The sequence below is a fragment of the Paraburkholderia denitrificans genome (genome assembly GCF_042655705.1).
Classification (GTDB): domain Bacteria; phylum Pseudomonadota; class Gammaproteobacteria; order Burkholderiales; family Burkholderiaceae; genus Paraburkholderia; species Paraburkholderia denitrificans.
Genome location: NZ_JBHSMP010000011.1, coordinates 74,310 through 98,907, shown reverse-complemented (window position 1 = coordinate 98,907; position 24,598 = coordinate 74,310). Strand labels below are relative to the sequence as shown.

20 protein-coding genes and 4 pseudogenes are annotated in these 24,598 nt (G+C 62.7%); 16 read left to right on the top strand and 8 right to left on the bottom strand.

Features of this window, described 5'->3' with window-relative positions:
* Positions 1-38 precede the first annotated feature (38 nt).
* Entirely contained in the window at positions 39-395 is a 357-nt protein-coding gene (locus ACFPTO_RS08615; RefSeq protein ID WP_377710834.1) for a hypothetical protein, read from the top strand.
* A 56-nt stretch (positions 396-451) separates the two neighbouring features.
* Entirely contained in the window at positions 452-907 is a 456-nt protein-coding gene (locus ACFPTO_RS08610; RefSeq protein WP_377710832.1) for a bactofilin family protein, read from the top strand.
* 187 nt (positions 908-1,094) lie between these two features.
* Here the strand turns inward: ACFPTO_RS08610 and ACFPTO_RS08605 are convergent.
* A pseudogene (locus ACFPTO_RS08605) lies at positions 1,095-1,325 on the bottom strand (DUF2866 domain-containing protein); the annotation flags it as partial.
* A gap of 341 nt (positions 1,326-1,666) precedes the next feature.
* Positions 1,667-1,864, bottom strand: a complete 198-nt coding sequence (locus ACFPTO_RS08600) for a DUF3562 domain-containing protein (protein WP_296650735.1) — start codon at positions 1,862-1,864, stop codon at positions 1,667-1,669.
* Between the two features lie 87 nt (positions 1,865-1,951).
* On the opposite strand from ACFPTO_RS08600, the gene ACFPTO_RS08595 reads away from it, so the two are divergent.
* The gene (locus ACFPTO_RS08595; protein ID WP_377710830.1) at positions 1,952-2,251 is read left to right on the top strand and encodes a hypothetical protein; all 300 of its coding nucleotides are present in this window, start codon (positions 1,952-1,954) and stop codon (positions 2,249-2,251) included.
* On the opposite strand, the gene ACFPTO_RS08590 is transcribed toward ACFPTO_RS08595, so the two are convergent.
* Both ACFPTO_RS08590 and ACFPTO_RS08585 read right to left on the bottom strand, forming a co-directional pair.
* Entirely contained in the window at positions 2,224-3,285 is a 1,062-nt protein-coding gene (locus ACFPTO_RS08590) for an alkene reductase (RefSeq protein ID WP_377710829.1), read from the bottom strand. The genes ACFPTO_RS08595 and ACFPTO_RS08590 overlap by 28 nt on opposite strands.
* 73 nt (positions 3,286-3,358) lie before the next feature.
* Entirely contained in the window at positions 3,359-3,685 is a 327-nt protein-coding gene (locus ACFPTO_RS08585) for an ArsR/SmtB family transcription factor (protein ID WP_377710828.1), read from the bottom strand.
* A gap of 221 nt (positions 3,686-3,906) precedes the next feature.
* Here ACFPTO_RS08585 and ACFPTO_RS08580 point away from each other — a divergent pair, with 221 nt between their 5' ends.
* Positions 3,907-4,935 (top strand): AraC-like ligand-binding domain-containing protein, encoded by a 1,029-nt coding sequence (locus ACFPTO_RS08580; RefSeq protein ID WP_377710826.1) that lies wholly within the window; start codon positions 3,907-3,909, stop codon positions 4,933-4,935.
* A 526-nt stretch (positions 4,936-5,461) separates the two neighbouring features.
* On the opposite strand, the pseudogene ACFPTO_RS08575 reads toward ACFPTO_RS08580, so the two are convergent.
* Both ACFPTO_RS08575 and ACFPTO_RS08570 read right to left on the bottom strand, forming a co-directional pair.
* Positions 5,462-6,252, bottom strand: a pseudogene (locus ACFPTO_RS08575) (3-hydroxybutyrate dehydrogenase).
* Between the two features lie 23 nt (positions 6,253-6,275).
* Positions 6,276-7,676, bottom strand: coding sequence for a GntP family permease (locus ACFPTO_RS08570; protein WP_377710825.1), 1,401 nt, complete (start codon positions 7,674-7,676; stop codon positions 6,276-6,278).
* Between the two features lie 355 nt (positions 7,677-8,031).
* On the opposite strand from ACFPTO_RS08570, the gene ACFPTO_RS08565 reads away from it, so the two are divergent.
* From ACFPTO_RS08565 to ACFPTO_RS08510, 12 genes and pseudogenes are all read left to right on the top strand, one after another.
* A complete protein-coding gene (locus ACFPTO_RS08565; protein ID WP_377710824.1) occupies positions 8,032-9,507 on the top strand; it encodes a sigma-54 interaction domain-containing protein in 1,476 nt (491 codons plus the stop codon).
* A gap of 192 nt (positions 9,508-9,699) precedes the next feature.
* Entirely contained in the window at positions 9,700-10,314 is a 615-nt protein-coding gene (locus ACFPTO_RS08560) for an NAD(P)-dependent oxidoreductase (protein ID WP_377710822.1), read from the top strand.
* 140 nt (positions 10,315-10,454) lie between these two features.
* Positions 10,455-10,559, top strand: a pseudogene (locus ACFPTO_RS08555) (integrase); the annotation flags it as partial.
* A 571-nt stretch (positions 10,560-11,130) separates the two neighbouring features.
* Positions 11,131-12,828, top strand: a complete 1,698-nt coding sequence (locus tag ACFPTO_RS08550; protein WP_377710821.1) for a CPBP family intramembrane glutamic endopeptidase — start codon at positions 11,131-11,133, stop codon at positions 12,826-12,828.
* A gap of 499 nt (positions 12,829-13,327) precedes the next feature.
* Positions 13,328-15,376: a sigma-54-dependent Fis family transcriptional regulator gene (locus tag ACFPTO_RS08545; protein ID WP_377710820.1), complete on the top strand. Its 2,049-nt coding sequence runs from the start codon at positions 13,328-13,330 to the stop codon at positions 15,374-15,376.
* Positions 15,377-15,604: 228 nt separating this feature from the next.
* On the top strand, positions 15,605-16,723 hold the full coding sequence (locus ACFPTO_RS08540; RefSeq protein ID WP_377710819.1) for an ATP-NAD kinase family protein: 1,119 nt from the start codon (positions 15,605-15,607) through the stop codon (positions 16,721-16,723).
* A gap of 15 nt (positions 16,724-16,738) precedes the next feature.
* Positions 16,739-17,740, top strand: a complete 1,002-nt coding sequence (locus ACFPTO_RS08535) for a thiamine pyrophosphate-dependent dehydrogenase E1 component subunit alpha (RefSeq protein ID WP_296650791.1) — start codon at positions 16,739-16,741, stop codon at positions 17,738-17,740.
* A 48-nt stretch (positions 17,741-17,788) separates the two neighbouring features.
* Positions 17,789-18,805, top strand: a complete 1,017-nt coding sequence (locus tag ACFPTO_RS08530; protein ID WP_377710817.1) for an alpha-ketoacid dehydrogenase subunit beta — start codon at positions 17,789-17,791, stop codon at positions 18,803-18,805.
* Positions 18,805-19,917, top strand: coding sequence for an acetoin dehydrogenase dihydrolipoyllysine-residue acetyltransferase subunit (locus ACFPTO_RS08525; RefSeq protein ID WP_377710816.1), 1,113 nt, complete (start codon positions 18,805-18,807; stop codon positions 19,915-19,917). The genes ACFPTO_RS08530 and ACFPTO_RS08525 overlap by 1 nt, the downstream gene beginning before the upstream one ends.
* Before the next feature lie 116 nt (positions 19,918-20,033).
* On the top strand, positions 20,034-21,101 hold the full coding sequence (locus ACFPTO_RS08520; protein WP_377710814.1) for a 2,3-butanediol dehydrogenase: 1,068 nt from the start codon (positions 20,034-20,036) through the stop codon (positions 21,099-21,101).
* Positions 21,102-21,203 (top strand): annotated as a pseudogene (locus tag ACFPTO_RS08515) (SDR family NAD(P)-dependent oxidoreductase); the annotation flags it as partial.
* 66 nt (positions 21,204-21,269) lie between these two features.
* Complete coding sequence (locus ACFPTO_RS08510; protein ID WP_377711015.1) at positions 21,270-22,028, top strand: lipoate--protein ligase family protein; 759 nt, start codon at positions 21,270-21,272, stop codon at positions 22,026-22,028.
* Between the two features lie 127 nt (positions 22,029-22,155).
* Here the strand turns inward: ACFPTO_RS08510 and ACFPTO_RS08505 are convergent, their stop codons facing one another.
* Positions 22,156-23,244 carry a cupin domain-containing protein gene (locus tag ACFPTO_RS08505; RefSeq protein WP_377710812.1) on the bottom strand — a complete coding sequence of 363 codons (1,089 nt, stop codon included), beginning with the start codon at positions 23,242-23,244 and terminating at the stop codon, positions 22,156-22,158.
* Between the two features lie 129 nt (positions 23,245-23,373).
* Complete coding sequence (locus ACFPTO_RS08500; protein ID WP_377710810.1) at positions 23,374-24,582, bottom strand: 3-hydroxybenzoate 6-monooxygenase; 1,209 nt, start codon at positions 24,580-24,582, stop codon at positions 23,374-23,376.
* Positions 24,583-24,598: the final 16 nt, after the last annotated feature.

Sequence of the window (24,598 nt, the reverse complement as noted above, 5' to 3'; positions counted from 1 at the left end):
TAAATGAATGACGTAAATGAGCACCGTGAATAAGCGACATGGATACGCAACGTAGCTTCGCGCGCATCGGCACGCACACGACGCGCGCTTACACATTGCAGCCCGTGCGCTCGCGGCTCGCGCGCTGGAGCGTGGCGCTGGTGTGGACCGTCGCTGCTGCGGCGGCGGGTGCGGGCGCGGCAGTGTGGGCGCTCGGGCAGGACGCGCCCGACGATCGTCCCGGCGCGTCGCCCGATGCGCTGCACGCCGAACTGGCCGATATGCAACTCAAGCTGGAACAGGCGCGCGCAGTCAGTGCCGCGCTGCAAGAGTCGGCGGATTCGGCGCAGGCCGACATCGCGAAGCTGCAGGCCGACTTGATGTTCCTGCGTAGCCACAGTCGCGCCGCGCGCTGACGCGGGTTGCGCGACGACCATTCATCCAGACGATTGACATCAACGAGGTGTTACCCATGTTCGGCAAGAAAAGGCTTCAGGCGGGCATCGAGCAGACCCAACTCGCAACGCTGATCGCGCAGGACGTGCGCATCACGGGCGATGTCGAATTCGCCGACGGGCTGCGGCTCGACGGGCAGGTTCACGGCGACGTTGTCGGCAAGCAGGGCGTGAAGACGCTGCTCGTGCTGAGCGACTGCGGCGCCATCGAAGGTAACGTGCACGGTTATGACATTGTGGTGAACGGACGAATCGTCGGGGATGTGATTGCCGATCACTTCATCGAGCTGAAAGCGAATGCGCGCGTGACCGGCAATATCCAGTACCTGCAATTGCAGATGGAAAGCGGCGCGACGGTGGAGGGCACACTGACGAAACGCGAAGCGAACGCGGCGCAGGAACGGCTGATCGACGCCCGGGCCGCCGATGCCGGGCCGCAGCTGCTGGCCCCGGAGACATCGACCAACGCTTGATGTACGCGGTTGTGCCGTGTGCCAGGCGGGGTGCAAGCAGGGTGCAAGACTCGCTTGCGGATGCGGGGTTGCGGCTTTAGCGCGCCGCGCGTGCGCCCGCCGTAGCGCGCGTGGTGCGCGCGGTGCGATTGCGGCTTCGAGCGCGCCCGCGCTCGGCCTCGATGGGCTCGCCGTTGAGCATGATGCGTCGACCGGGCACGTGCGCGGCGACGAGGCGGGCGATGTCGAGCGCGGTGGTTTCGGCCGGGACGACCTGGCGGCGTGCCCCGTCGTCGAGCGGCGTTGTCCATTCGACCAGCACGCAGGGGCGGCCCCACGGCTGCTGGAGCGGAGCCGAGATGCGGCAGGTTGCGACATTCGAGGGCGCACCGTCGTCCAACAGGGTCTGCAGGTGCATTAGCACGTCGTCTTCAACCATGTCGTGGCTCCTTGGTTCTTTTCGTCGCCTGGCGTAGGGCGCTGGCAGGCTGCCTCGTGGCGCCGTACCCAAAAAAACGCCGCCGATGCTCCGGCGGCCGAACAGGGGTAAGTCCACATATGGTTGCAGCAAAGAATTAAACGAGCCTTAAGAGCACGGGATTTAAGTAAAAATTGATTTCGGCCGCACGATAACAGCGACGATAACAACGCGGCATGCACATGCCTGCACGGGTGTTCCGGCCCGCGTGAAGACATCTGCGGCAAGTGCCGCGACAGCTACCGGGGCAAGTGCTGTGGCAACTACCGAGGCAACTGCGGCGGCGAAAGAAAAGCCGGGCTTTAGTGCCGGCTGGATTTACTGTCGCGTAAGGTCGCTCTCACTTTGCGTTCGGCGAAGAGCGGCAGGTAGTCCTCGATGCGCGCATCGGCGCGATAACTGTCGAGGGTGTCTGCGTACATGCGCGCGACGGTTTCCTCGGGTGTGTTGGTCTCAGCTGCAATGGTGTGCACGATCTGCGCAACGTCGGCATGACGCATGAGAGGTCTCCAGTCAGCGAGGCAGGAAACGGATTGGTACGGACCAACGAACTTCGAATTAGAGAGCAGACTCGCGATAGATGCCAATTGAATCAACCTATCGGAGACCGTACCACGGGCACTCTCGATGCTTGCTTTGAGGTGTGCGCAGTTGATTCGGCAAAACGCTTCGGCAAAACATTCGGCTGCGGCGTTGCAATATTCGAATTACGAATCAACCTGAAAAAGCCGCGGGAAACTGAAACGGGAAAAGCAAAAAGGGCGGCCGCTGCGATGCACGATGTCATCGCGGCGGCCGCCCTCGATTTACATGGGGCGCGAGCGCGCCCCGAAGTGCACCTTTTCGTGCGCCCTTTAAATCAGGCTACCTTGTCGAGCGCCGGATAGTCCGTGTAACCGGTTTCGCCGCGCGCGTAGTAGGTGGACGGGTTCGGTTCGTTGAGCGACGCGTTCAGTGCAAAGCGGCGCGGCAGATCCGGGTTCGCAATGAAGAGCTGGCCCCATGCCACTGCGTCGGCTTCGCCGTTCGCGAGCACCGCTTGCGCCGATTCGAGCGTGAGCTTCTCGTTCGCAATGAACGGGCCGCCGAATTCGGCCTTCAGTTGCGGGCCGAGGCGGTTATCGCCAACCGACTCGCGCGCGAAGATGAATGCAATCTTGCGCTTGCCGAGCTCGCGTGCGACGTAGCCGAAAGTCGCGGCCGGGTTCGAGTCGCCCATCGTGTGCGCGTCGCCGCGCGGCGCGAGGTGCACGCCCACGCGATTGGCGCCCCAGACATCGATGCACGCATCGGTGACTTCGAGCAGCAGACGCGCGCGGTTTTCGATCGGACCGCCGTACGCATCCGTACGATGGTTCGTGCTGTCCTGCAGGAACTGGTCGATCAGATAGCCGTTGGCGGCGTGCACTTCGACGCCGTCGAAGCCAGCGGCCTTCGCGTAGACCGCGCCCTGATGGTACGCGGCGACGATGCCCGGAATTTCATCGGTTGCGAGCGCGCGCGGCGTGACGAATTCGCGCTGCGGACGCAGGTGGCTCACATGGCCCTTCGCGGCGATGGCGCTCGGCGCAACCGGCAGTTCGCCGTCGAGGAGGACGGGGTCGGAAATGCGGCCCACGTGCCAGAGCTGCATGAAGATAAGGCCGCCGGCGGCGTGCACGGCTTCGGTCACGAGCTTCCAGCCATCGACCTGCTCCTGCGACCAGATGCCAGGCGTTTCGGCATAGCCGACGCCGCGCGGCGTCACCGAGGTCGCCTCGCTGATGATGAGGCCTGCGGAGGCGCGCTCGGCGTAGTACTTCGCCATCAGCGCGTTGGGCACGCGTGCCTCGCCCGCGCGCTGACGCGTGAGCGGCGCCATGACGATGCGGTTGGGCAGCGTGAGATCGCCGATCTGGATGGGGTCGAACAGTGTTGTCATGGGGTGGTCACCTTTTGCGGGCCGTGTCCGCTGCGTTGAAGCGGTAAAAGCGATGAACGGACGACGCGAACCATTACAACTGCGCGTTCATGTGGGCGAGGAACGCCTCGATGACCGGCTCGTTGCGTTTGAAGAAAACCCACTGGCCGACGCGCTTCGTCGTCACGAGACCGGCTTTTTGCAGCGCGGCCAGATGAGCGGAAACGGTCGATTGCGACAGGCCGCAGCGCGCGTCGATCCTGCCTGCGCACACGCCGTGTTCGAGCATCAGTTCCTGATCGGCGAAGTACGTTTCGGGTTCTCGCAGCCATGCAAGGATTTCGCGCCGCACGGGGTTGGCGAGCGCTTTGTGGATGGCGTCGATATCGACTTCGGCCAGGGCAGTAGTGGGTTTCTTCATACGGAATCGCATCGTAACTGTGCGAAGTATATATCGGAATTGTGCGATATGGTCATGGCACTGGCGGCGATGGGGACAATTGATCCATGCACACACCGCTGCGTCACGGTCTGGAAACACAATTAATCGAACAATAACCACGCCTCAATTTCGCGTAATGCCGGAATTTTGTTAGTTTCCTGTTTGCACATGGGGATGCATGTCAATAACAAGGCTCACACATGAACCAGACACCCAACACCCTGCCTCATTCCGAATTCGATACCAGCGGTTTGCCGCGTTCCCAGCAGTTTTCTGCGTGGCGCGAGGCGATCAACGTGATTTTCGACACGCAAACCGCCGAGTCGAGCGATGCCGGTTTCGGCACCAGGGTAAGCGGTTATCTGTTCGGCGAGGTCGTGCTGGGGTCGATCCGCACGGGTGCGCAGCGCTACGATCGCTCGAACGCGAAGATCGGGCGCGATGGTCACGACCAATACGTCCTGCAGTTTTATCTGGGCGGCGCGTGCCGCGCGCGTGACGGCGGCTCGGAGGCCTGTACGCAGCCGGGCGACATGTTCATCGTGGATGCGGCCCAGCCGCTCGCCACCGAGGTCACACGAGGCGAATTCATCAATCTGGCCGTGCCTCGGCGTCTGCTTGCACCGTTGCTCAACGCGCCCGACCAGCAGAGCATGCGGGTGATACGCGGCACCTCTCCCACCGTGGCGCTGCTGCGCGAGCATCTGGGTGCGCTTTACCGGCATGCCCCCGAGATGACGCCGGCGAACGCCCGCGCGGTCCTGCCGGCAACGTTGCAGCTCGCAGCGTCGGTGCTCAATTCGAGCATCAGTCCGGAAAGCATGCCTGCCGTTCAGCAGTGTGCATTCGTATCGATTTGCCGTTACGTGGAGAAACGCCTGACCGATCCGCAGTTGAGCGCCGAGCAGGTCGCCAACGCGTTCGGCATGTCGCGCGCGACGCTATACCGGCTCTTCGAACAGGAAGGCGGCTTCGCAACGTACCTGCGCGAGCGGCGTTTGCGGCGTTGTCGCGAGATACTCGTCGACCAGTCGAATCGAGGTCTGTCGATTGCGGATATCGCGGCCGCGCACGGGTTTTCCGACGCAGCAAACTTCACGCGTGCATTCCGTCGCTCGATCGGTCTTTCGCCGCGTGCGGTGCGCATGCTGGCGCTGCACGGCGAATCGGCGCAAACGGAAAGCGGCGCTGCTGCTGACTGGCGTTACTGGATGGCGCTGATGCGTTGAGCATCGCCTGTGCGCGCTTGTGTGCGGTGCATGCGAGACAACACAACAAGTAATTGAGACGCACGGACAGATTTCGCCGTCGCCTCCTTCTCATTCATTGCCGCGTGCGCCATCGCCTGCAAAGATGCCTGTGTCTCCCGGATCCAGGCAAACGGGGGAATGCGCTGCCGCGACGGCAACCCTGTGCGGCAACTACTGCATATGCACAGTTGTCCCGCGGAACACGCCTTCACTGTTCGTTTCCATGCGCCGGGAAATATAACGAGCACAAAGAAAGCCGGGGAAATAGTGAATTACCATCAAATCGAAAAAGACCTGCAACACCTCGAACACGTCATCACGCGAATGCTGCAATTGGGTCGAACGCCGTTTCCGCTTTCGTACTGGCGTAGTCGCATCGATACGATCGAGGCCGTGCTTGCCACAGGACTGTATCCGTCCCAGAGCTTACGGGTGAAGCGACTTCGGGAGGCGTTGTCACGGTGATGCGTTAAGTCGTTGCGGGCGTGAACTCAGCGTTGGAGACTTATTGCGCGGACCAGCCCCCGTCCACCTTGATCTCCGCCCCACGCATTTCGCTGGCCGCCTCCGAGCACAGAAACACCGCCACGCCGCCAATCTGCTCGACGCTGGCAAAGCGCGCCGACGGCTGCTTTTCGCCGAGCAGTTTAAACGTGGCGTCTTCGATGGAGATTGCCTCTCGATGGGCAAGATCGTCGATCTGCTTCTGAACCAGCGGCGTAAGCACCCAGCCCGGACAGATCGCATTGACTGTCACGCCGCTACGCGCCGTCTCCAGCGCGGCGACCTTGGTGAGCCCGATTACGCCGTGTTTAGCCGCGACATACGCGGACTTGCCAACCGAGCCGACGAGTCCGTGTACCGAAGCGATATTGATCACGCGTCCCCAGCCTGCGTCGCGCATGAAGGGGAGCGCCGCACGCGTCGCATGAAATGTCGCGCTTAGATTGATCGCAATGATCTGATCCCATCGCTCGACCGGAAAATGCTCGATCGTTTCGACGTATTGAATGCCTGCATTGTTGACGAGAATGTCGAGACTGCCGAACGTGCTCACCGCGAAGATCACGAGCGCTTCGATATCCTCCGGGCGGCTCATGTCTGCATTGTGATGCGCGACGCGCACGCCGGTGGCTTCGATCTGCGCGAGTGCAGCCGCCGGGTCGCCGAAACCGTTCAGCACGATATTGGCGCCGCGCGTGCGAGCGCGGTCGCGATGCCGAGTCCGATGCCGCTGGTCGATCCGGTGACGACGGCCGTTTTTCCGGCGAGGGCGAGCGCGTGGGGAAGTTGCATGAGTCAGCCTGTGTGAATGCGGGTTAGACAATACCGGTCAGGTAGAACACGGTGATGACGACAAAGACGGCGAGCGTCTTGATGACGGTCACCGCGAAAATGTCGCGATACGACTCCCGGTGCGTGAGACCTGTGACGGCGAGCAGCGTGATGACCGCGCCGTTGTGCGGCAGCGTATCCATACCGCCGCTCGCCATGGCGACGACGCGGTGCAGCACTTCCATCGGAATGTGCATGACCTGTGCGGTCTTGATGAACGTGTCCGACATGGCGGCGAGTGCGATGCTCATGCCGCCCGATGCAGAGCCCGTGATACCCGCGAGCGCCGAGACCGAGACGGCCGCATTCACCAGAGGATTCGGAATGGCCTTGAGCGCGTTGCCGATGACGATGAAACCCGGCAGCGCCGAGATCACACCGCCGAAGCCATACTCGGATGCCGTGTTGAGCGTTGCGAGCAGCGCACCGCCCACGGCGGCCTTTGTGCCGAGGGCGAAGCGCGTTCTCACGCGGTGAAATGCCGTCACGATGACGAGAAGAATGCCGAGCAGCAGCGCGCCTTGCACCGCCCAGATTGCAACGACGCTTTTCACGCTTACTGTCACGGGCGCATGCATGCCGGGCAGCACTTCCGGCGCGACGGTGAAGCTGTCGCCATACCATTGCGGAATCCACTTCGTGAGCAGGAAGTTGGCGACGCCGACGAGTACGAGTGGTGCGATTGCGAGCGCGGGATGCGGCAGATTGCCGGTCTCCACGCGATCCGGCTCGTTCACGAGCGACGTGCCGTAGCCTTCACCCTTTGCCATTGCGCTGCGGCGCCGCCATTCGAGGTACGAGAGGCCCACGACGATGATGAAGACCGAGCCGATCACGCCGAGCCAGGGCGCGGCCCACGCGGTGGTCTTGAAGAACGTGGTGGGAATGATGTTCTGGATTTGCGGCGTGCCGGGCAGCGAATCCATCGTGAACGTAAACGCGCCGAGCGCGATTGCGCCGGGCATCAGGCGCTTCGGGATGTTGCTCTGGCGATAGAGTTCGGCGGCAAACGGATAGACCGCGAACACCACGACGAACAGCGACACGCCGCCATACGTGAGCAGCGCGCACACGGCGACGATCACGGCGTTTGCGCGCGAACGGCCGATGTAGCGGATTGCGGCGGCCACGATGGCTTCGGAGAATCCCGAAAGCTCGATCACCTTGCCAAATACCGCGCCGAGCAGGAACACCGGAAAGTAGAGCTTCACGAAGCCCACCATCCTCTCCATGAAGATGCCGGAGAAAACCGGCGCAACGGCGGCGGGATCGATCAGCAGGACAGCGCCTAGTGCGGCAATAGGAGCGAAAAGAATGACGCTGTAGCCGCGATAGGCCACGAGCATCAGGAACGCCAAAGCGGCGATCACGATCACAAAGGACATCTTGTCTCCGTTTAGTTATGCGTGCAGGTGTGTTGCTTGTACTGCGCACCGAAGCCGGCGCGAACGCACCATTACGCACGATATGTGCCAGCGGCCTGTGAGCCTTGCGGGAAACGGCGCGGCGGAAGTCGGTGTCGGCGTGTGTGCCCTGTACCGGGATGGTTGTGTCAACACACGTCTCGGAACTGAGACGGTCCAGTGGTCAAGCACTCCGTTTTCCGCAAACCAGCACATAAGATCCAGTGCTATCAGGGCTGCGGCGCAATCTCACTTCTGGGATAATCGGTCCCGAAAACGAGAATCCATGTGCCTGAACACGCCACAACCGTGAGCGACGACCGTTGAAAAGAACCCAATGGAAATAAAAACAACCGCGCTGCTGGCCGACTACGACCACGTGCGCAAACTGGCGATGCAATCGCTCTTTCAATCACTCGACAAGTTCAGCGAAGGCACCGTTATCGTCGATCGCGATGCGCGTGTGGTGTGGATCAACAAGGACTACGCGGCGCGATTCGGATTTGACGACCCGGAGGCGGTGATTGGCCTCGATTGCGAAAGCGTCATCCCGAACACCTTGATGCGCGACGTCGTGAAGGGCGGCGAGCCGATTCTCCTCGACATACTCGAAACCAATCGCGATCCGATCGTTGTCACGCGCCTGCCGATCAAGGACGACAACGGTGAAACGATCGGTGCGGTCGGCTTCGTGCTGTTCAATGAACTCAAGGGACTGTCGCCGCTCTTTAGCCAATATGCGCGGCTGCGTGCCGAACTCATCAGCACGCGCCATTCGCTCGCGCAGGTGCGTCGTGCGAAATACAGCTTTTCCAATCTGATCGGCACCAGCGCCGCCAGTCTCGAAGTCAAGCGCCAGGCGCGCCGGGCCGCGCGTCTTGCGTCGCCGGTGCTCCTGCTTGGGGAAACGGGCACGGGCAAGGAACTGCTCGCTCACGCCATTCACGGCGCGTCCGGACGCGCGGATCGACCGCTTGTAACGGTGAACGTGGCCGCGATTCCCGACACGCTGCTGGAACTGGAATTCTTCGGCGCTGAAGCTGGCGCATACACGGGCGCGGATCGCAAGGGGCGCATCGGCAAATTCGAGTTGGCGCAGGGCGGTACGCTGTTTCTCGACGAGATTGGCGACATGCCTCTGGCTTTGCAGGGCAAATTGCTGCGCGTTTTACAGGAGCAGGAATTCGAGCCGCTCGGATCGAATCGCATCGTGCGCACCGACGTGCGCATCATCGCGGCGACATCGGCGGATTTACCCGCGCTGGTGGCGCAGGGCAGATTTCGCGCGGATCTCTACTATCGGATCAATGTGCTGACGATTCGCGTGCCGCCGCTGCGCGAGCGCCTCGCCGACGTCGAAGCGATGGCCTGGGCGATCCTCGACAAGCTTTCGGTGGAAAGCGGCGCCGTGCATCTCGAACTCGACCGCGATGCGCTTGCGGTGCTGTGTGCATATAGCTGGCCTGGCAACGTGCGCGAACTGCGCAATACGCTTGAGCGTGCAGTGCTGCTATCGGAGAACGAGCGCATCGACGCGCGTTCGCTCGCGCGCTTTATCGGCGACGGGCGCGGTAATCGGACTGACGACGAGACGCGCCGCATTCCGGCTGACCCGCAAGATGCACAGATTGGCGCGTCGCCGGATCGACACGGCGTGCAGCAGTATGAAGACGCGATGCGCGATTTCGAACGTCGCTTTTTGATCGACGCGTTGCGTACGGCGGGCGGTCACGTGGCGAAAGCCGCCGAGCAGATCGGCATGGCGCGCGCGACGCTGTACCGGCGCATCGTTGCCTTGGGCATCGACGTTTGATGTCGAGTGTTTGCGGAATTAGCTGCTTGCGCTGCGCTGGCTGAAATTGGGCGAAGTGCGCTTCGTAGCAGTTGTAGAAGACCGCGCCGCTGCGCAGGCCACCGCGTCCTGTCTTGACAAACATTGCCCTTGCGAGAAAATTTCCGTTTTTAACAGAGCGGCCGAAGTTACACCCGCAGAGAGGAAAACACTATGTCACGCATTGCCATTATCGGCGGCACCGGCAACGTCGGCCAACGCATCGCGGTCGAAGCACAGTCGCGCGGCCATCAAGTCACCGTCGTTGCACGCAAGCCGAGCGCGGCCATTCCGTTCGGCGCGAACTTCGTCGCGGGCGACGCCGTGACGGGCGCGGCGGCACTGGGTGAAAAGCTCAAAGGCCACGACGTGCTGGTCAGCGCGGCGAAATTCGCGAGTGTCACGGCGGCGAACGTTCTGGAAGTCGCACGCGGCGCAGGCATTGGGCGTGTGCTTGTGGTGGGTGGCGCCGGTTCGCTGGAAATCAAGCCGGGCCTGCGCCTCGTGGATACACCCGATTTCCCCGAAGCCTACAAGAGCGAAGCTGTTCCAGGCGCCCAGTTCCTCGACGACTTGCGCAAAGTACATGACGTGGACTGGACCTTCCTCACCCCGGCCGCGCATTTCGTCCCGGGCCTGCGCACCGGCAAGTTTCGCCTGGGCGGGGATGCCTTTTTCACCGACGACAAGGGCAATAGTGTGATCTCGTACGAGGACTACGCCATTGCAATGCTCGACGAGATCGAGAAGCCTGCGAACGTGTGCAAGCGTTTTAGCATCGCTTATTGAGTCGAGCCGCACGCCGGGGACTAACAATTGAAGTTGGTTATTTCCCGGCTTGGTGACGTCGTTGTTCAGCATTTAACGAACTCTGGCGATCGATTATCAGTCGCCAGTTGCGCTCGGAATTAGAACCGGGGGGATCACCCCTCCGGGCTGTCCGATTATTGCTCGCCAAACAAAAACTTGAAAGTACTACCCGCTATCCTGGCATCGGGATGGATGACGCACTTGAAATGGCGGAACAGCCAGAGGGCCAGTCTGGCAGGCCGGTTAGCGAAGGGACGATGAGCGTCTGCGACGCGTCCACGAAACATCCATGAGGCGTCATTTCCCCGATGCGTCGCCCAGTCGGTCGGACGGCCGCGTCGCGCTGTGGATTCAACCGGTCGATGCAACACTCCCGCTGCTCACGCAGCTTCGATTGTGTTGCATCGAACGGATGAATCCGCAGTCGGTTTATGCCCCTCGCATGAGGGCAAGCCCTGGATGATCATCGTACGCGATGGAGAGGGGGCAGTTCCGCCAGGGGCAAACAATCGACAAGGAACGGCAACTCCCTGACGACCAAATCAAAGACTGTCTCTGCAGTGGATCCCCGCAAGCATCGAAACGAGCGCATAACCGCAGCCTCTTCGTCCACACCATTAAAGATTCCTTAAAGACGGACGATATCCGAATATGGGCTTATGAATTTTCGCGATCATGCGTCGAACAATATTCAAAATCATCGCTCTGTGCGCACTCACTGCATCATTTGCCGCTAACGTAGCCGCATCCGGGGCGCACGCCAGGCCGATCGATGAGCTTCGCATATCGGACCACATGGTCAGCATTGTCGAGAACAGCGAGAAAGCCACCTACGACCAGACACTCGCCGCATATCGACAGGCGATCCTCGAGCATCCCGCCGACCCCGCATTGGTCTTATCCGCATGTAAATTCAGCGAGCGCTTCGCCATGTCGGACGATTCGACATGGGCCGATGCAGCAGGGAAGGATTTCAACGCCTGCCAGGCGGCGCTTGAGAAAAACTATTCAAACGATACGGACGTCGAGTTGTTCTTGCTTGAGCATAGATACGGCAAACCGGCGATTGAATATGGCGAGCCGCTCGTGGCACGCTCCAGAAGCTGGCCGGCACCGCAGCAGGCTCGCTTGTACGCAGCGCTTTCGAGTGCGTACACCGCGGTGAAAGACGATGAACGTGCGGGCAAGGAGGCGGTCCTTGCCGTGCAAGTCGATCCTGCCAGCCTCCAGCTTGTTAAAGCCATGCGCTATCTCGCGAAGAAGAACGAGACTGCCGCGGCGGCCAGGCTGCTCGCCTTGGCACCTTTACCGCAATTCACATGGTTTGAAGCCCAGCGGATCCGCGCTGCGACGGAGCTACTGCCAGGAAACGAGGCGAAGAACGAGTTGCTTCGCGCACAACACGCCGGGTTGAAGATAGACGCCTACACGGCGGCGCGCGCATTGGAGCATGTCGGCGACGCCGCGGGCGCCAACGCGATATTGAACGCCAATAACGCGCCGTACAAAAACGAAACGCCCCAGAACCGGCAATTCCGTCTCGACGTGGCTTTCGACGCCAACGATGCGAAGGTCGCCGCCGACATCATTCGAGGTCAATACGCGGCAACACATAATGCGGCGCAGCTTGCGCCAGCCTATGTGCACCTCATTGGTCTTGATCCTTCCCTCGCCGGCCGTAGCGACCTGATTCCTGTCGCGATGAGTTTCATCACGTTCCTGCTCATGGTTGCAGCCGTGCCGGGGCTGTTGATGTTTCCGGTCCACTATCGCGGCACCGTTCGCCAGCGCATCGGCAAACCGTGTACGCCGCTCTTCGAGCGTATTGGATTGCGACATGCGTGGCTGGCCCTTGCGATATTTCTACCGGCGGTCTACGTCGTCGCGATGCTTCGTTTCGGGGGCAACATATCGCTATCGCCTGCCGGGGGTGGCGTTGCACGTATCGACTGGCAAAAACGCCTCGCGGTGTCTCACCTATGGACGCTTCTGTTTGTAGCAGTGGGGCTTGTTTCGGTCGGAAGGCTGCTTTCATGGCGTGACTGGCTCGGCAGCGGCCGGTGGACGCTGAACTGGTTGCTGCCTCCTGGGGCGCTGCTCCTCTACAACGTCAATCTGTGGTTGTCGCAGCCTCATACGCCGTATAACTGGGCTCACGCAACCTGGGCAGTCGCGCTTGTTCACGGAGCCGAGTCGCTCGGCGGCGTGCCGCTCGCGCTGATCGTCTTGTCGTTGCTGGTTCCGATCATGGAGGAGCTCGTCTTCCGCGGCTGCTTGCTGGGCGGCCTTTCGCGTCATCTCAGCTTCGGCTGGGCCAATTTCCTGCAAGCGATGGTGTTTGCGAGCCTGCATCAGGACAGCAGTCACTTCTTCTACCTGTGTGCGATGGGCGCGGCGGCGGGATGGCTCGCCAAAAAGACCAAAGGGTTGTCGATGCCGATACTATTTCACGCACTCAATAACGCGATATTCGTGTTTTCGGTGACGGCCTGAAAGCGCTTATTTCAGCGCCTGCCGGCTGCAAGAACCGTAAGCTTTGTTGCGTTGCATCCCTGAAGCGTGCCGGTCGACTCGTCCGGTTTTGAGCCAGGGTATTCCGGGGCAGCCGGAGTTGCCAGAATCAGGTATCAGCAGCGGTGTGTCGGAAGCCGGGCATCGGCGATGCGATTTTCTTTAATTCGGCACGGTTTGCACAATCACGTGGCCGTCAGATACATTATCAAGTCGGCATCGGTGAATCTGAATTCAACCGTGATTTCAACTGGCCCCGCTGGCTGGCGCAACGAACGGCGCAACGAACGGCGTAACCCGCGCCGTAACCAGCGGCGGCCCGGCGCGGCAGTTTCACAAACGATGATGCTGGCACTAAAACAGCCCAACCGCGATAGCGGACGATGTTCCGAGAGGCGCTGCCCGATACGCTGAGCCGAATTCGCTCGCCGGCCAGCACCGTCGCATGCGGCACGAGGCGCCCGGAACACAGGAGACAGCGATGGACCAGTGGCAACGCGAGCACATTGAGACCGTCGTCCTGACGACCACCAGTGAGTCGGCGGTGGCCGCACGCGCGCACGATGCGATCATCCAGAGTTCGTGGCGGCGTTGCGTGCACCAGTACGGTCTTGATCCGGCCCGAATGCAGGAAGCGCGTATCCTGCCCCAGATTCGGTTGCGCGAGCACCAGCAGCGCATCGACGATTTCACGCGGATCGCCCGCCATGGCCTCGAAACCCTCTACGGCCAGGTGGGGGGCATGGGCTACGTGGTCCTGTTGACGGATGCCGACGGCGTCACCGTCGATTACCTCGGCGATGCCAACTCGGACGCAGCCCTGCGCCGCGCCGGCCTCTATCTGGGCGCCGAATGGAGCGAGAACGGTGCGGGCACGTGTGCGGTCGGCACTGCGCTCGCAACCGGTCAGGCTCTGACCGTGCATCAGTCCGATCATTTCGATGCGACGCATATTCCGCTGACCTGCACCGCGGCGCCCCTGTTCGATTCGTGTGGCCGGCTCAACGCGATCCTCGATATCTCCGCACTGAGTTCGCCGCAGGCCAAGTACAGTCAGATGCTTGCGCTACAACTCGTGCGTATGTACGCCAACCAGATCGAGGACGCTTATTTTCTGCGTCGGCACCGGCAGGACTGGATGCTCAAGCTGAGTCCGGCACCCGAATTTCTCGACGTCAATCCGGAGTATCTGATCGCACTCGACGCCGATGGCCGGATCTCCGGCCATAACCGCCGCGCCCAGCAAATGCTGATGGCCGAGTGCGGCGGCGAGGCGATGGCGCAGTCGCTGCTCGACATGCGGTTCGAGGCGTTTTTCGATGCGCGCCCGGAGGATCTGGGCCGCTTCGTTTATTCGCGGCCCAGCGAGCAGCGCGTCGTGCGCTTGACCCATAGCGGAAAACGGCTCTACCTGAGCGTGATGCCGCCGGTGCTGCGCTTGCATCCGCGGATGCAGGACAGCGTGTCGCCGCCGCCGTTGCCGGCCGAACTGGCGGCGCTATGCGGCGGCGATGCGGCATTGCAGCAGCAATTGCAGCGCGCCGCGAGGCTGATCGATTCGCCGATCAATCTGCTCATCAATGGCGAGACAGGAAGCGGCAAGGAATTTCTGGCCAAGGCGCTGCATCGAGCCAGCTCGCGCCGCAATGGCCCGTTTATCGCGGTCAATTGCGCGGCGATTCCCGAAACGCTGATCGAGAGCGAGTTGTTCGGGCATCTGCCGAACAGTTTCTCGGGCGCCGGTTCGAGGCCGAGGCGCGGCCTGATTGAGGAGGCCAACGGCGGCACGCTGTTTCTCGACGAGATTGGCGACATGCCGCGCGAGTTGCAGTCGCGTCTGCTTCGGGTGCTGTCCGAAGGCGAAGTGCTGGCGATTGGCGCTTCGCGTCCGGTGCGCGTCGATGTGCGCGTGATTTCGGCCACCCATCATCCGCTCGATCAACTGATCAGCAACGGGCGGTTTCGCGAGGATCTGTATTACCGCCTCAACGGTGCGCGCTTCGTGTTGCCGCCGCTGCGCGAGCGCGACGATCTGGACTGGCTCGTGCAGAAGCTGCTCGCCGTGCCGGAGGGCGTGCCAAGCTTCACGATTTCGGAGGCGGCGCGTGAGCGGCTGCATCGGCATCGCTGGCCGGGCAATCTGCGTGAATTGCGCAATGCGCTCGAATATGCGCGCGCGGTGTGCAGCCACGGCCACATCGAAGCGGACGACCTGCCCGAAGGCCTGGGCGAGACCGCCGAGGAAGTTGCGAGCGCAGCGTTCGCGGCGTCCGCAGCGTCCGCAGTGTCCGACCCAGCGGCGCATCCGGCCGATGCACCGGAACCCCACACGCTGCCGCCCGAGGGCATGCTGCTCATGCAGTATCTGCGCGCCTCGGGCTGGAATCTGAGCGCCGTCGCGCGCCAGATCGGCATTAGCCGCATGACGCTGTACCGCCGCATGGCGCGCTACGGCATTCAGTCGCCAAACCGCAGCGATACGGGAACAGGCGAGGGAACAAGCGAGAGAACAGGCGATCTTCCGCGTTGAACGCGCAGTCTTTGCGTCCTTTGCGTCCGTCACGTTAGGCCGATACGCCTGTCCACCTTGATGCAACTGCTGCTGTGACACCTGTCACGGCAGCACGCTGCGACGCTGCATTTCAGGCTCATTTTCTCGGGGTATTCACCTGGGCTTTCTGCCCATTTTGAGCGCCGTGCTGCTGGCATGGCAGTTGCAATACGTAAGCCTGTCAAAACAAATACTCAGGAGACAGGCATGCACGAACCTTCTCCGGTTCGTCCGCCGCTGGTTGGCATCATCGCCAATCCCATATCGGCGCGCGATATCCGTCGGGTCATCGCCAATGCGAACAGTCTGCAGCTCGCTGATCGCGTGAATATCGTGTTGCGGCTACTTGCTGCGCTGGCCGCAGGCGGCGTTGGCCGCGTGCTGATGATGCCGGACCGCGAGGGGCTGCGGGTCATGCTGCAGCGGCATTTGATGCGCGCGCAAGGACCTGACGCCACGCTCGCGGCGGTCGAGTATCTGGACATGCCGGTCACCGGCAGCGTGGACGATACACTGCGCGCCGCGCAAATGATGCGCGAGGCAGGCGTCGCGGCCATCGTCGTGCTCGGCGGTGATGGCACGCACCGCGCGGTGGTCCGCGAGTGCGGCGACGTGCCGATCGTCGGGCTGTCCACGGGCACCAACAATGCCTTCCCCGAAATGCGCGAACCCACCATCACCGGACTGGCGACGGGCCTGTTCGCCAGCGGGCGCATCCCGGCATGGTGTGCGCTCGCGAGCAACAAGCGCCTCGAAGTGACGATTCGGGAGCCCAACGGAGCCGTGCGGCACGACATCGCGCTGGTGGACGCAGTCATCTCCCGCGAGCAATACATCGGTGCACGCGCCGTGTGGAAGACCGACACGTTGACGGCGGTCTATGTGTCATTCGCCAGTCCGCAGGCAATCGGCCTGTCCGCCATCGCGGGCCTGCTCGAACCGGTCGGCCGCGACGAACGCGGCGGCCTCGCCATCGAACTGGGCAAGCGGGGCCGTTGCGCGTTCGAGTTGATGGCGCCGATCGCGCCCGGACTCATGCAGCCGGTGCCGATCGCGTACTGGCATCGCCTCGAGCATGCCGTGCCGCAGCGCGTGCAACAGCATGCGGGCATCGTCGCGCTCGACGGCGAGCGCGAGATGGCATTTGACAAGCATGACGAAGTATTCGTGACCTTGCACGAGAACGCTTTTTCCAGCATCGACGTGGCAGCCTGCATGAGCTACGCCGCTGGCGCGCACCTGATGCGCAGCGGCACAGGTACAGGTACAGGCCCAGGCCCAGGCCTGCCCGTTCCCGAGTTCCGCACTTTCACCCCCCAAACCTGAAACAAGGAGACAGACATGGAAGCAGACATCGCTGCAGGGCCGGTTCAGCTGCCGCTCGACAAGGAGACGCTGCTCGCGGTCTATCGCAAGATGCGCACGATTCGCGAGTTCGAAGAGCGGTTGCACGTCGACTTTGGCCGCGGCGACATCCCCGGCTTTGTGCACCTCTATGCCGGCGAGGAGGCAACCGGGGTCGGCATCTTGCATCACCTCGGTGACGGCGACCGCATCGCGAGCACGCACCGCGGACACGGCCATTGCATTGCCAAAGGCGTGGACCCGGTGGCGATGATGAAGGAGATCTATGGCCGCAAGGGCGGCTCGTGCAACGGCAAGGGCGGCTCGATGCATATCGCGGATCTGTCCAAGGGAATGATGGGCGCCAACGGCATTCTCGGCGCCGGTGCGCCGTTGATCTGCGGCGCGGCGCTGGCCGCCAAGTTTCGCGGCAAGGGCGAGGTCGGCATCACCTTCTGCGGCGACGGCGCGTCGAATCAGGGCACCGTTCTTGAAAGCCTGAATCTCGCGGCAGTCTGGAATTTGCCGGTGATCTTCGTGATCGAGAACAACGGTTATGCCGAATCGACCGCGCGCGATTACGGCACCGCCGTGGACAGCTATGTCGATCGCGCCGCCGGTTTCGGCATCCCCGGCGTGACGGTGGACGGCACCGACTTCTTCGCCGTACACGAGGCCGCAGGCGAAGTCATCCGGCGCGCGCGCGAGGGTGGTGGACCGTCGTTGCTCGAATGCAAGACGGTGCGCTTTTACGGCCATTTCGAGGGCGATGCGCAGACCTATCGCGGGCCCGGTGAACTCGACGACATTCGCAGCAACAAGGATTGCATCAAGAAGTTCGCGCAAGTGGTGACGCGGGCGGAGGTGATTTCGCGCGATGCGCTGGAAGCGATCGATCGCGAAGTTGCGGCGCTGATCGAACATTCGGTCGTGGAGGCCAAGGCCGCGCCGCTGCCGGGGCCCGAGGATCTGCTCTCGGATGTCTACGTGAGCTATTGAAATCATCGTGCGACGACCGATTCAATCATTCAATCAGGAGACGAAATCATGGCCAGAAAATTGAGCATGAAGCTGGCGATCAATGAAGCGATCGACCAGGAAATGACCCGCGACCCGAGCGTCATCATGCTGGGCGAGGACATCGTCGGCGGTGCGGGCGCGAACGGCGAAATGGATGCGTGGGGCGGCGTGCTCGGCGTGACCAAGGGCCTCTACGCCAAACACGGCGACCGCCTGCTCGACACGCCGCTATCCGAATCCGCCTACGTGGGGGCCGCCATCGGCGCGGCCGCGTGCGGCATGCGGCCGATTGCCGAGCTGATGTTCATCGACTTCATGGGTGTGTGCTTCGACCAGATCTACAACCAGGCGGCGAAGTTTCGCTACATGTTCGGCGGCAAGGCCGAAACGCCGGTGGTGATCCGCGCGATGGTCGGCGCGGGCTTTCGGGCCGCCGCCCAGCACAGCCAGATGCTGACACCGTTGTTCACGCACATACCCGGCCTCAAGGTGGTGTGCCCGTCCACGCCTTATGACACGAAGGGGCTGCTGATCCAGGCGATCCGCGATAACGATCCGGTGATTTTCTGCGAGCACAAGAACCTGTACGGCCTCGAAGGCGAGGTGCCGGAAAGCTCGTACACGGTCCCGTTCGGCGAGGCCAATATCGTGCGCGACGGCAAACACGTATCGATCGTCACGTACGGCCTGATGGTTCATCGCGCGCTGGAGGCCGCAACTGTGCTCGCGAAGGAGGGCATCGAGGCCGAAATCGTTGATTTGCGCACGCTGTCGCCGCTGGATATCGACACCGTGCTGGAAACGGTCGAGAACACCGGCCGCCTGGTGGTGGTGGATGAGGCCAGCCCGCGCTGCAACATCGCCACCGATATTTCGGCACAGGTCGCTCAACGCGCTTTCGGTGCGCTCAAGGCCGGGATCGAGATGGTTTGCCCGCCGCATACGCCGGTGCCGTTCTCGCCCGCGCTGGAAGACCTGTATATCCCGAGCGCCGCGCAGATCGTGGATGCTGCACGCCGCACGATGAAAGGAGGGAAGAACTGATGGGCCCGATTACCCCTATCGTGATGCCCAAGTGGGGGCTGGAGATGCGCGAAGGCACGGTGCAGGACTGGCTGGTGCGGGAAGGCGAGCGTATCGAAGTTGGAACGGCGCTGCTCGATGTGGATACCGACAAGATTTCCAATTCGGTGGAAGCGCCCGATGCCGGACTGCTGCGCCGCATCGTGGCGCAAAGCGGCGAGACGCTGCCGGTCAAGGCGCTGCTCGGCGTGCTGGCCGAGCAGGACGTGAGCGATGCCGAGATCGAAGCGTACGTCGCGGCTTACGAGGTGCCGGTCATCGACAGCGGCGACGAGGACGCGGGCCCCGCATTCGACTATGCCGACGTGGACGGCATTCGCGTGCGCTATGCGCGGCGCGGGCCGGAGTCGGGCACGCCGGTGCTCTTTATTCACGGCTTCGGCGGCGACCTGAACAACTGGCTGTTCAACCTCGATGCGGTGGCGGAGAAGCATCCGGTGATCGCGCTCGATCTGCCCGCGCACGGCCAGTCCCAGGTGAAGCTGGCGGGCACGACGCTGCAGGAACTGGCCGCCTTCGTCGGCCGCTTCATGGAGACCATCGGCGTCCCATCGGCGCATCTGGTGGGCCACTCGATGGGCGGCGGCGTGGCTGCGCAACTGGCGGTGGATGCGCCGCAGAAGGCGCGTTCGCTGGCGCTGATCGATAGCGCCGGTCTCGGCGATGAAGTCAACGCCGACTATACGGACGGTTTCGTGCGTGCCGAATCGCGCCGCGAACTCAAGCCCGTGGCCGAACTGCTGTTTAACGACACGGCGCTGGTGAGTCGCCAGATGCTGGACGATCTGCTCAAGTACAAGCGGCTCGACGGCGTCGCCGAGGCGCTCACCGCGCTGGGCACAACGTTGTTCGGCGACGGCAGGCAACGCGAGCAACCTGGCAAGGCGCTGGGCGGCTTTGACGGGCCGGTGCTGGTGGTCTGGGGCCGCGAGGATCGCGTGATCCCGAGCGCCCATGCCGCCGCCGCGCCTGCGGGCGCAGTGGTGGCGGTGCTCGATGACGCCGGCCATATGCCGCAGATGGAAAAGGCCAACGAGGTTAACGCGCTGCTGCGCCGCCATCTGGGGCAGTGAGTCGGGCTGGCCGACGCGGGCCAGGACATTCCGATCGTGACGATGGTGAGGTGTGGGGCGAGCCGCCCCGCACCGCCTCATTCGATATAAACCGAGCAAACCGAGGAGCTGGAACGATGAAGGCAGCGCGTTTTTATGATCGCGGCGACATTCGCATCGAAGAGATTCCCGAACCGGTCGTGGAGCCGGGCACCGTTGGCATCGAGGTGGCCTGGTGCGGGATCTGCGGCACGGATCTGCACGAATTCATGGAGGGGCCGATTTTCATTCCGCCGTGCGGCCATCCCCATCCGATTTCCAAAGAGTCCGCGCCCATCACCATGGGCCACGAATTTTCCGGTGTGGTGTATGCGGTGGGCGAAGGCGTGACCGATATCGAAGTCGGCCAGCACGTGGTGGTGGAGCCTTATATCGTGGCCGACGACGTGCCTACGGGACCGGGCGAAAAATACCACCTGTCGAAGAACATGAATTTCATCGGTCTCGGCGGCCGTGGCGGCGGCCTGTCCGAAAAGATCGCCGTCAAACGCCGCTGGGTGCACCCGATTTCGAAGTCCATTCCGCTGGATCAGGCCGCCTTGATCGAGCCGCTGTCGGTGGGCCATCATGCGTTCACCCGCAGCGGCGCGAAGGCTGGCGATATCGCTCTCGTCGGCGGCGCAGGTCCGATCGGCCTGCTGTTGTCGGCGACGCTTAAAGCCAAGGGCCTGCGCGTCATCGTCACGGAGTTGAGCGCGAAGCGCAAGGAGAAGGCCCGCGAATCCGGCGTGGCCGATTACATTCTCGATCCGTCCGAGGTGGACGTGGCCGCGGAAGTGATGAAAATCACCGGCGGCAAAGGCGTGGATGTGGCGTTCGAATGCTCCAGCGTGAACAAGGTGCTGGACACGCTGGTAGCCGTCACCAAAGCCACGGGCGTGGTGGTGATCGTGTCCATCTGGAGCCATCCGGCCACCATCAACGTACACAGCGTGGTCATGAAGGAACTGGACGTGCGCGGCACGATCGCGTATTGCAACGATCATCAGGAAACGATCAAGCTCGTCGAGGAAGGCAAGATCAATCTTGAACCGTTCATTACCCAGCGCATTCAACTGGAAGATCTTGTTTCCAGGGGATTTGAAACGCTGATTCATAACAACGAATCAGCCGTGAAAATCATTGTCCAGCCCAGATTGAAGTGAGCGGAGCCCCTACGTGACAAGGGGCGATTGGCGCGGTTCTTCGCGACGATGGACAATGTCACCGGCCCGTCCGCCGATGCGGACGGCGACACGACGTTCCACCAGGCCGCGAAGGACCGCCCCGGTCCTCTGCGCCCGCCCCTTATTCATGTGAACAGGCCCTGGCCTATGCCATTTGACCTCGTCGACTTCGATGCCGACACAACCGATCCCCTCGCGGCGGAAATGGCGCTGCTGTCGCTGGCCGAGACGGGCCGCTGCGTCGCGCATCTGTGGCAGGCACCGGTTTCGCTCGTGGTGCCGCGCAGCTACCGGCGCTTCGACGCCCTGGAGACTGCCCGCGCCGAGTTTGCGCGGCGCGGATGCCCGGTTTTTCTGCGCATGTCGGGCGGCGGGCTGGTTCCGCAGGGGCCGGGCATTCTCAACCTGAGCCTCGCGTATCGGGTGCAGGGCAACGCGAGCGAGCATTCAGAAGCGGTCTACCGCCATCTGTGCGAAATCCTGCGCGAGGCGCTGGGCACGTTCGGGCTAGAGACGCATTGGCAGGCGGTGGAAGGGTCGTTCTGCGACGGACGTTTCAATCTCGCCTGGGGCGCGCCGTGCGAGGCGCAAAAGATCGCCGGGACCGCGCAATACTGGCGCCGCGTGCGATCGGACGCGCACGGGTCGCACGCGCCGCTGCATGCGGTATTGGCTCATGCGGTGCTGCTGGTCAGCGCCGATCCCGAGGAAATCAATCAGCGCGCCAATGATTTCGAAGATGCGATCGGAAGCGGAAAGCGTTATGAAGCCGGGCGTGTCGTCAGCGTGCAGCAGGCGCTTTCCAGGGCGGGACTGGCATCGCCGGACGGACTCATCGAACGGGTCATGTCAGCGCTGCGCGCGAGCGTGTTGACGATGCCGCCGCCAGTCGATAACGACGATTGATTGCAGCCTTCCGGAATGCCGGAAGGCTGGAATTCCGGAAACGGAACGAGGATTGTCGATCAGGAAATTCGCTGCCGGTAAAAGGACGAAGCCCCAACCAACCGATGGTCGGGGCCACCGCAGCGCGTTATTTGCGATTTTCGATCAACGTGCGATCGAAGTGCAGGCGTTCCATGATCGGCGCGTCCGAGAAATGGAACAGATCGAAGTCGCTCTCGGCTTCAAGCGACCACGGCACCCAGCTCGGCACGACGAAAATATCGCCCTTTTCCAGTTCGCGCCGCGTTCCATCGAGAACGACTGCGCCGCGCCCCTCGAACACCTGGAACACGAGTGAACCGACATCGCGGCGAGACGCGGTGCTCACCCCCGCGCGCAGCCGATGGAATTCGGCGCGAATTGTCGGCATGACGTCGCCGCCGGTCGTCGGATTGGTGTAGCGGACGGCCGCATGGCCGCGCTCAACCGTGGCGGGGTAGCCCTCATCTTCGAGACGCAGTTGCTCGCTCAGTGCACGATCCGTGTGTTCCCAACGATACGCACCGATCGGCGACGCGATCGTGTTTTTCAGCCCCGATAGCGGGCGTAATCCGGGGTGGCACCACAGGCGTTCGCCGCGCGAGAAGTCCGGCGTGGTCTTGTCGCTCAGTTCTTCCGAACCGAATTCGAAGAAGCCGACGTCGTTCGTGTAGCTAAACGGAATGTCGAGCCCGTCGATCCATGCCATCGGTGCGTTGCGCACGTTCTGGTGGCCGTGAAAGCACCAGCCCGGCGTAATCAGGAAATCGCCGCGGCTCATGCGCACGGGGTCGCCATTGACGACCGTCCAGACGCCTTCGCCTTCCACGACGAAGCGGAACGCGTTCTGCGCGTGACGATGCTCGGGAGCGGTTTCGTGCGGTCCAAGATACTGAATTGCGCACCACAAGGTCGGCGAGATGTAGGCCTCTCCGCCGAGGCCGGGGTTCGCGAGCCCGATGGCACGGCGCTCGCCGCCACGGCCCACGGGCACCAGGTTCCCCGACTGCTGCGCGAGCGGGTAGAGCGTCGCCCATTTCCAGACATGCGGGACGGCTTTCGGCCTGGGATGTTTCGGCATCAGTCCGCTGATTTGCGTCCAGAGCGGATTGAGGTGATTGCTTTCGAAGTCGGCATAGAGCTGGCGAAGCGCGGGGGTATCTTCCGGCTGCCCACCGTGGGGGGCTTGAGTGCTCATGATCCTGTTTTCCCTGACGATTGAGTACGCAACAAAAGAACCGTGTTTATTACGTTTGGCGCCGGACGCTACAAGGTTCGACGCTGCCGTGACGGTTCCGGGGCGAGGCCGTGCCTCACCGGCAAACGTTCAGACCGCACCCTTCAGGCAGTCTTCCGCGCGCCAGCCGTACAGCCAGTCGAGCGCGTCATAGAACTGCTCGCGCGTGCGGCCGACCCACAACTGGTTGCGCACGAGACGTTCGACACCTTTCGCGTGATAGATGCGGCCCATCTCGCGCGCGCTCCAGAGCACGCGCGCGGTGCGCGGAATCCGGACCTGCTCGTAGAGCTTGAAAGCCGCCACAAAATCGCCATCGGCGGCCTTGATCGCCTCGCCGAGCGTGACCGCATCTTCAAGCGCCTGGCACGCGCCCTGCGCGAGGTATTGCGTCATCGGGTGCGCGGCGTCGCCGAGGATCGTCGCGCGGCCGAAGCTCCACTGATCGACCGGATCGCGGTCGGCGGTGGCCCAGCGGCGCCACGACGTCGGCCGGTCCAGCATCTGGTGCGGCAGCGGGTGGATGCCCTCGAAATACGACAGCACTTCCTCCTTGCTGCCGTCCGTCACGCCCCAGACTTCCTTCTGGCGGCTGTGGAACGTGACGACAAGGTTGTATTCCCGGCCGCCGCGCAGCGGATAGTGCACGAGGTGGCAACGCGGGCCGGCCCAGACCACGGGCGAATTGATCTGCAGATCCTTCGGCATGTTCTCGACGTCGACCACCGCGCGGTACACCACGTGGCCGGTCGGCGTCGGTTCGTCGCCATGCAGCGCCGCGCGCACCGCGGACTTCACGCCATCGGCGCCGATCACGGCATCGGCCGTGTAGCGTTCGCCGTGCTGGTCGATCACCGTGACGCCGCGCTCGCTCTGTTCAAGCTGCTTGATCTGCGTATCGGTGCGGAACTGGATCAGCGGATTGCCCTGCACGGCCTCGAAGATCGACAGGTGGATGTCCGCACGATGGATCACACCGTACGGATTGCCGAAGCGCTTGCGAAACACATCGCCCGTTTCGATGCGCACGATTTCCTTCGCATCGACCGCGTCCATCAGCGTCAACGAATCGGTGTAGACGGTGCGATTGCGCGCCGCTTCGCCCGCGCCGAGTGCGTCGAGCGCCGTGAATGCGTTCGCGCCGAGCTGGATGCCCGCGCCGATTTCGCCGATATGCGGGGCCTGTTCGAGCAGCAGCACCTCGATGTTCTGTCTGGCGATGGCGAGCGCGGCGGCGAGGCCGCCGATGCCGCCGCCGACCACGATCACGCGACGGCGGGCTTTGGATGTCTGTGGCATGTCTGTCTCCTGGATA

Coding starts and splice junctions, on each gene's coding strand:
- ACFPTO_RS08560 (WP_377710822.1), top strand. CDS start 9,700: ATGTCACGCATTGCCATTATCGGCGGCACCGGCAACGTCGGCCAACGC.
- ACFPTO_RS08615 (WP_377710834.1), top strand. CDS start 39: ATGGATACGCAACGTAGCTTCGCGCGCATCGGCACGCACACGACGCGC.
- ACFPTO_RS08520 (WP_377710814.1), top strand. CDS start 20,034: ATGAAGGCAGCGCGTTTTTATGATCGCGGCGACATTCGCATCGAAGAG.
- ACFPTO_RS08530 (WP_377710817.1), top strand. CDS start 17,789: ATGGCCAGAAAATTGAGCATGAAGCTGGCGATCAATGAAGCGATCGAC.
- ACFPTO_RS08570 (WP_377710825.1), bottom strand. CDS start 7,676: ATGTCCTTTGTGATCGTGATCGCCGCTTTGGCGTTCCTGATGCTCGTG.
- ACFPTO_RS08585 (WP_377710828.1), bottom strand. CDS start 3,685: ATGAAGAAACCCACTACTGCCCTGGCCGAAGTCGATATCGACGCCATC.
- ACFPTO_RS08525 (WP_377710816.1), top strand. CDS start 18,805: ATGGGCCCGATTACCCCTATCGTGATGCCCAAGTGGGGGCTGGAGATG.
- ACFPTO_RS08510 (WP_377711015.1), top strand. CDS start 21,270: ATGCCATTTGACCTCGTCGACTTCGATGCCGACACAACCGATCCCCTC.
- ACFPTO_RS08545 (WP_377710820.1), top strand. CDS start 13,328: ATGGACCAGTGGCAACGCGAGCACATTGAGACCGTCGTCCTGACGACC.
- ACFPTO_RS08565 (WP_377710824.1), top strand. CDS start 8,032: ATGGAAATAAAAACAACCGCGCTGCTGGCCGACTACGACCACGTGCGC.
- ACFPTO_RS08505 (WP_377710812.1), bottom strand. CDS start 23,244: ATGAGCACTCAAGCCCCCCACGGTGGGCAGCCGGAAGATACCCCCGCG.
- ACFPTO_RS08550 (WP_377710821.1), top strand. CDS start 11,131: ATGGTCAGCATTGTCGAGAACAGCGAGAAAGCCACCTACGACCAGACA.
- ACFPTO_RS08580 (WP_377710826.1), top strand. CDS start 3,907: ATGAACCAGACACCCAACACCCTGCCTCATTCCGAATTCGATACCAGC.
- ACFPTO_RS08535 (WP_296650791.1), top strand. CDS start 16,739: ATGGAAGCAGACATCGCTGCAGGGCCGGTTCAGCTGCCGCTCGACAAG.
- ACFPTO_RS08610 (WP_377710832.1), top strand. CDS start 452: ATGTTCGGCAAGAAAAGGCTTCAGGCGGGCATCGAGCAGACCCAACTC.
- ACFPTO_RS08500 (WP_377710810.1), bottom strand. CDS start 24,582: ATGCCACAGACATCCAAAGCCCGCCGTCGCGTGATCGTGGTCGGCGGC.
- ACFPTO_RS08600 (WP_296650735.1), bottom strand. CDS start 1,864: ATGCGTCATGCCGACGTTGCGCAGATCGTGCACACCATTGCAGCTGAG.
- ACFPTO_RS08540 (WP_377710819.1), top strand. CDS start 15,605: ATGCACGAACCTTCTCCGGTTCGTCCGCCGCTGGTTGGCATCATCGCC.
- ACFPTO_RS08590 (WP_377710829.1), bottom strand. CDS start 3,285: ATGACAACACTGTTCGACCCCATCCAGATCGGCGATCTCACGCTGCCC.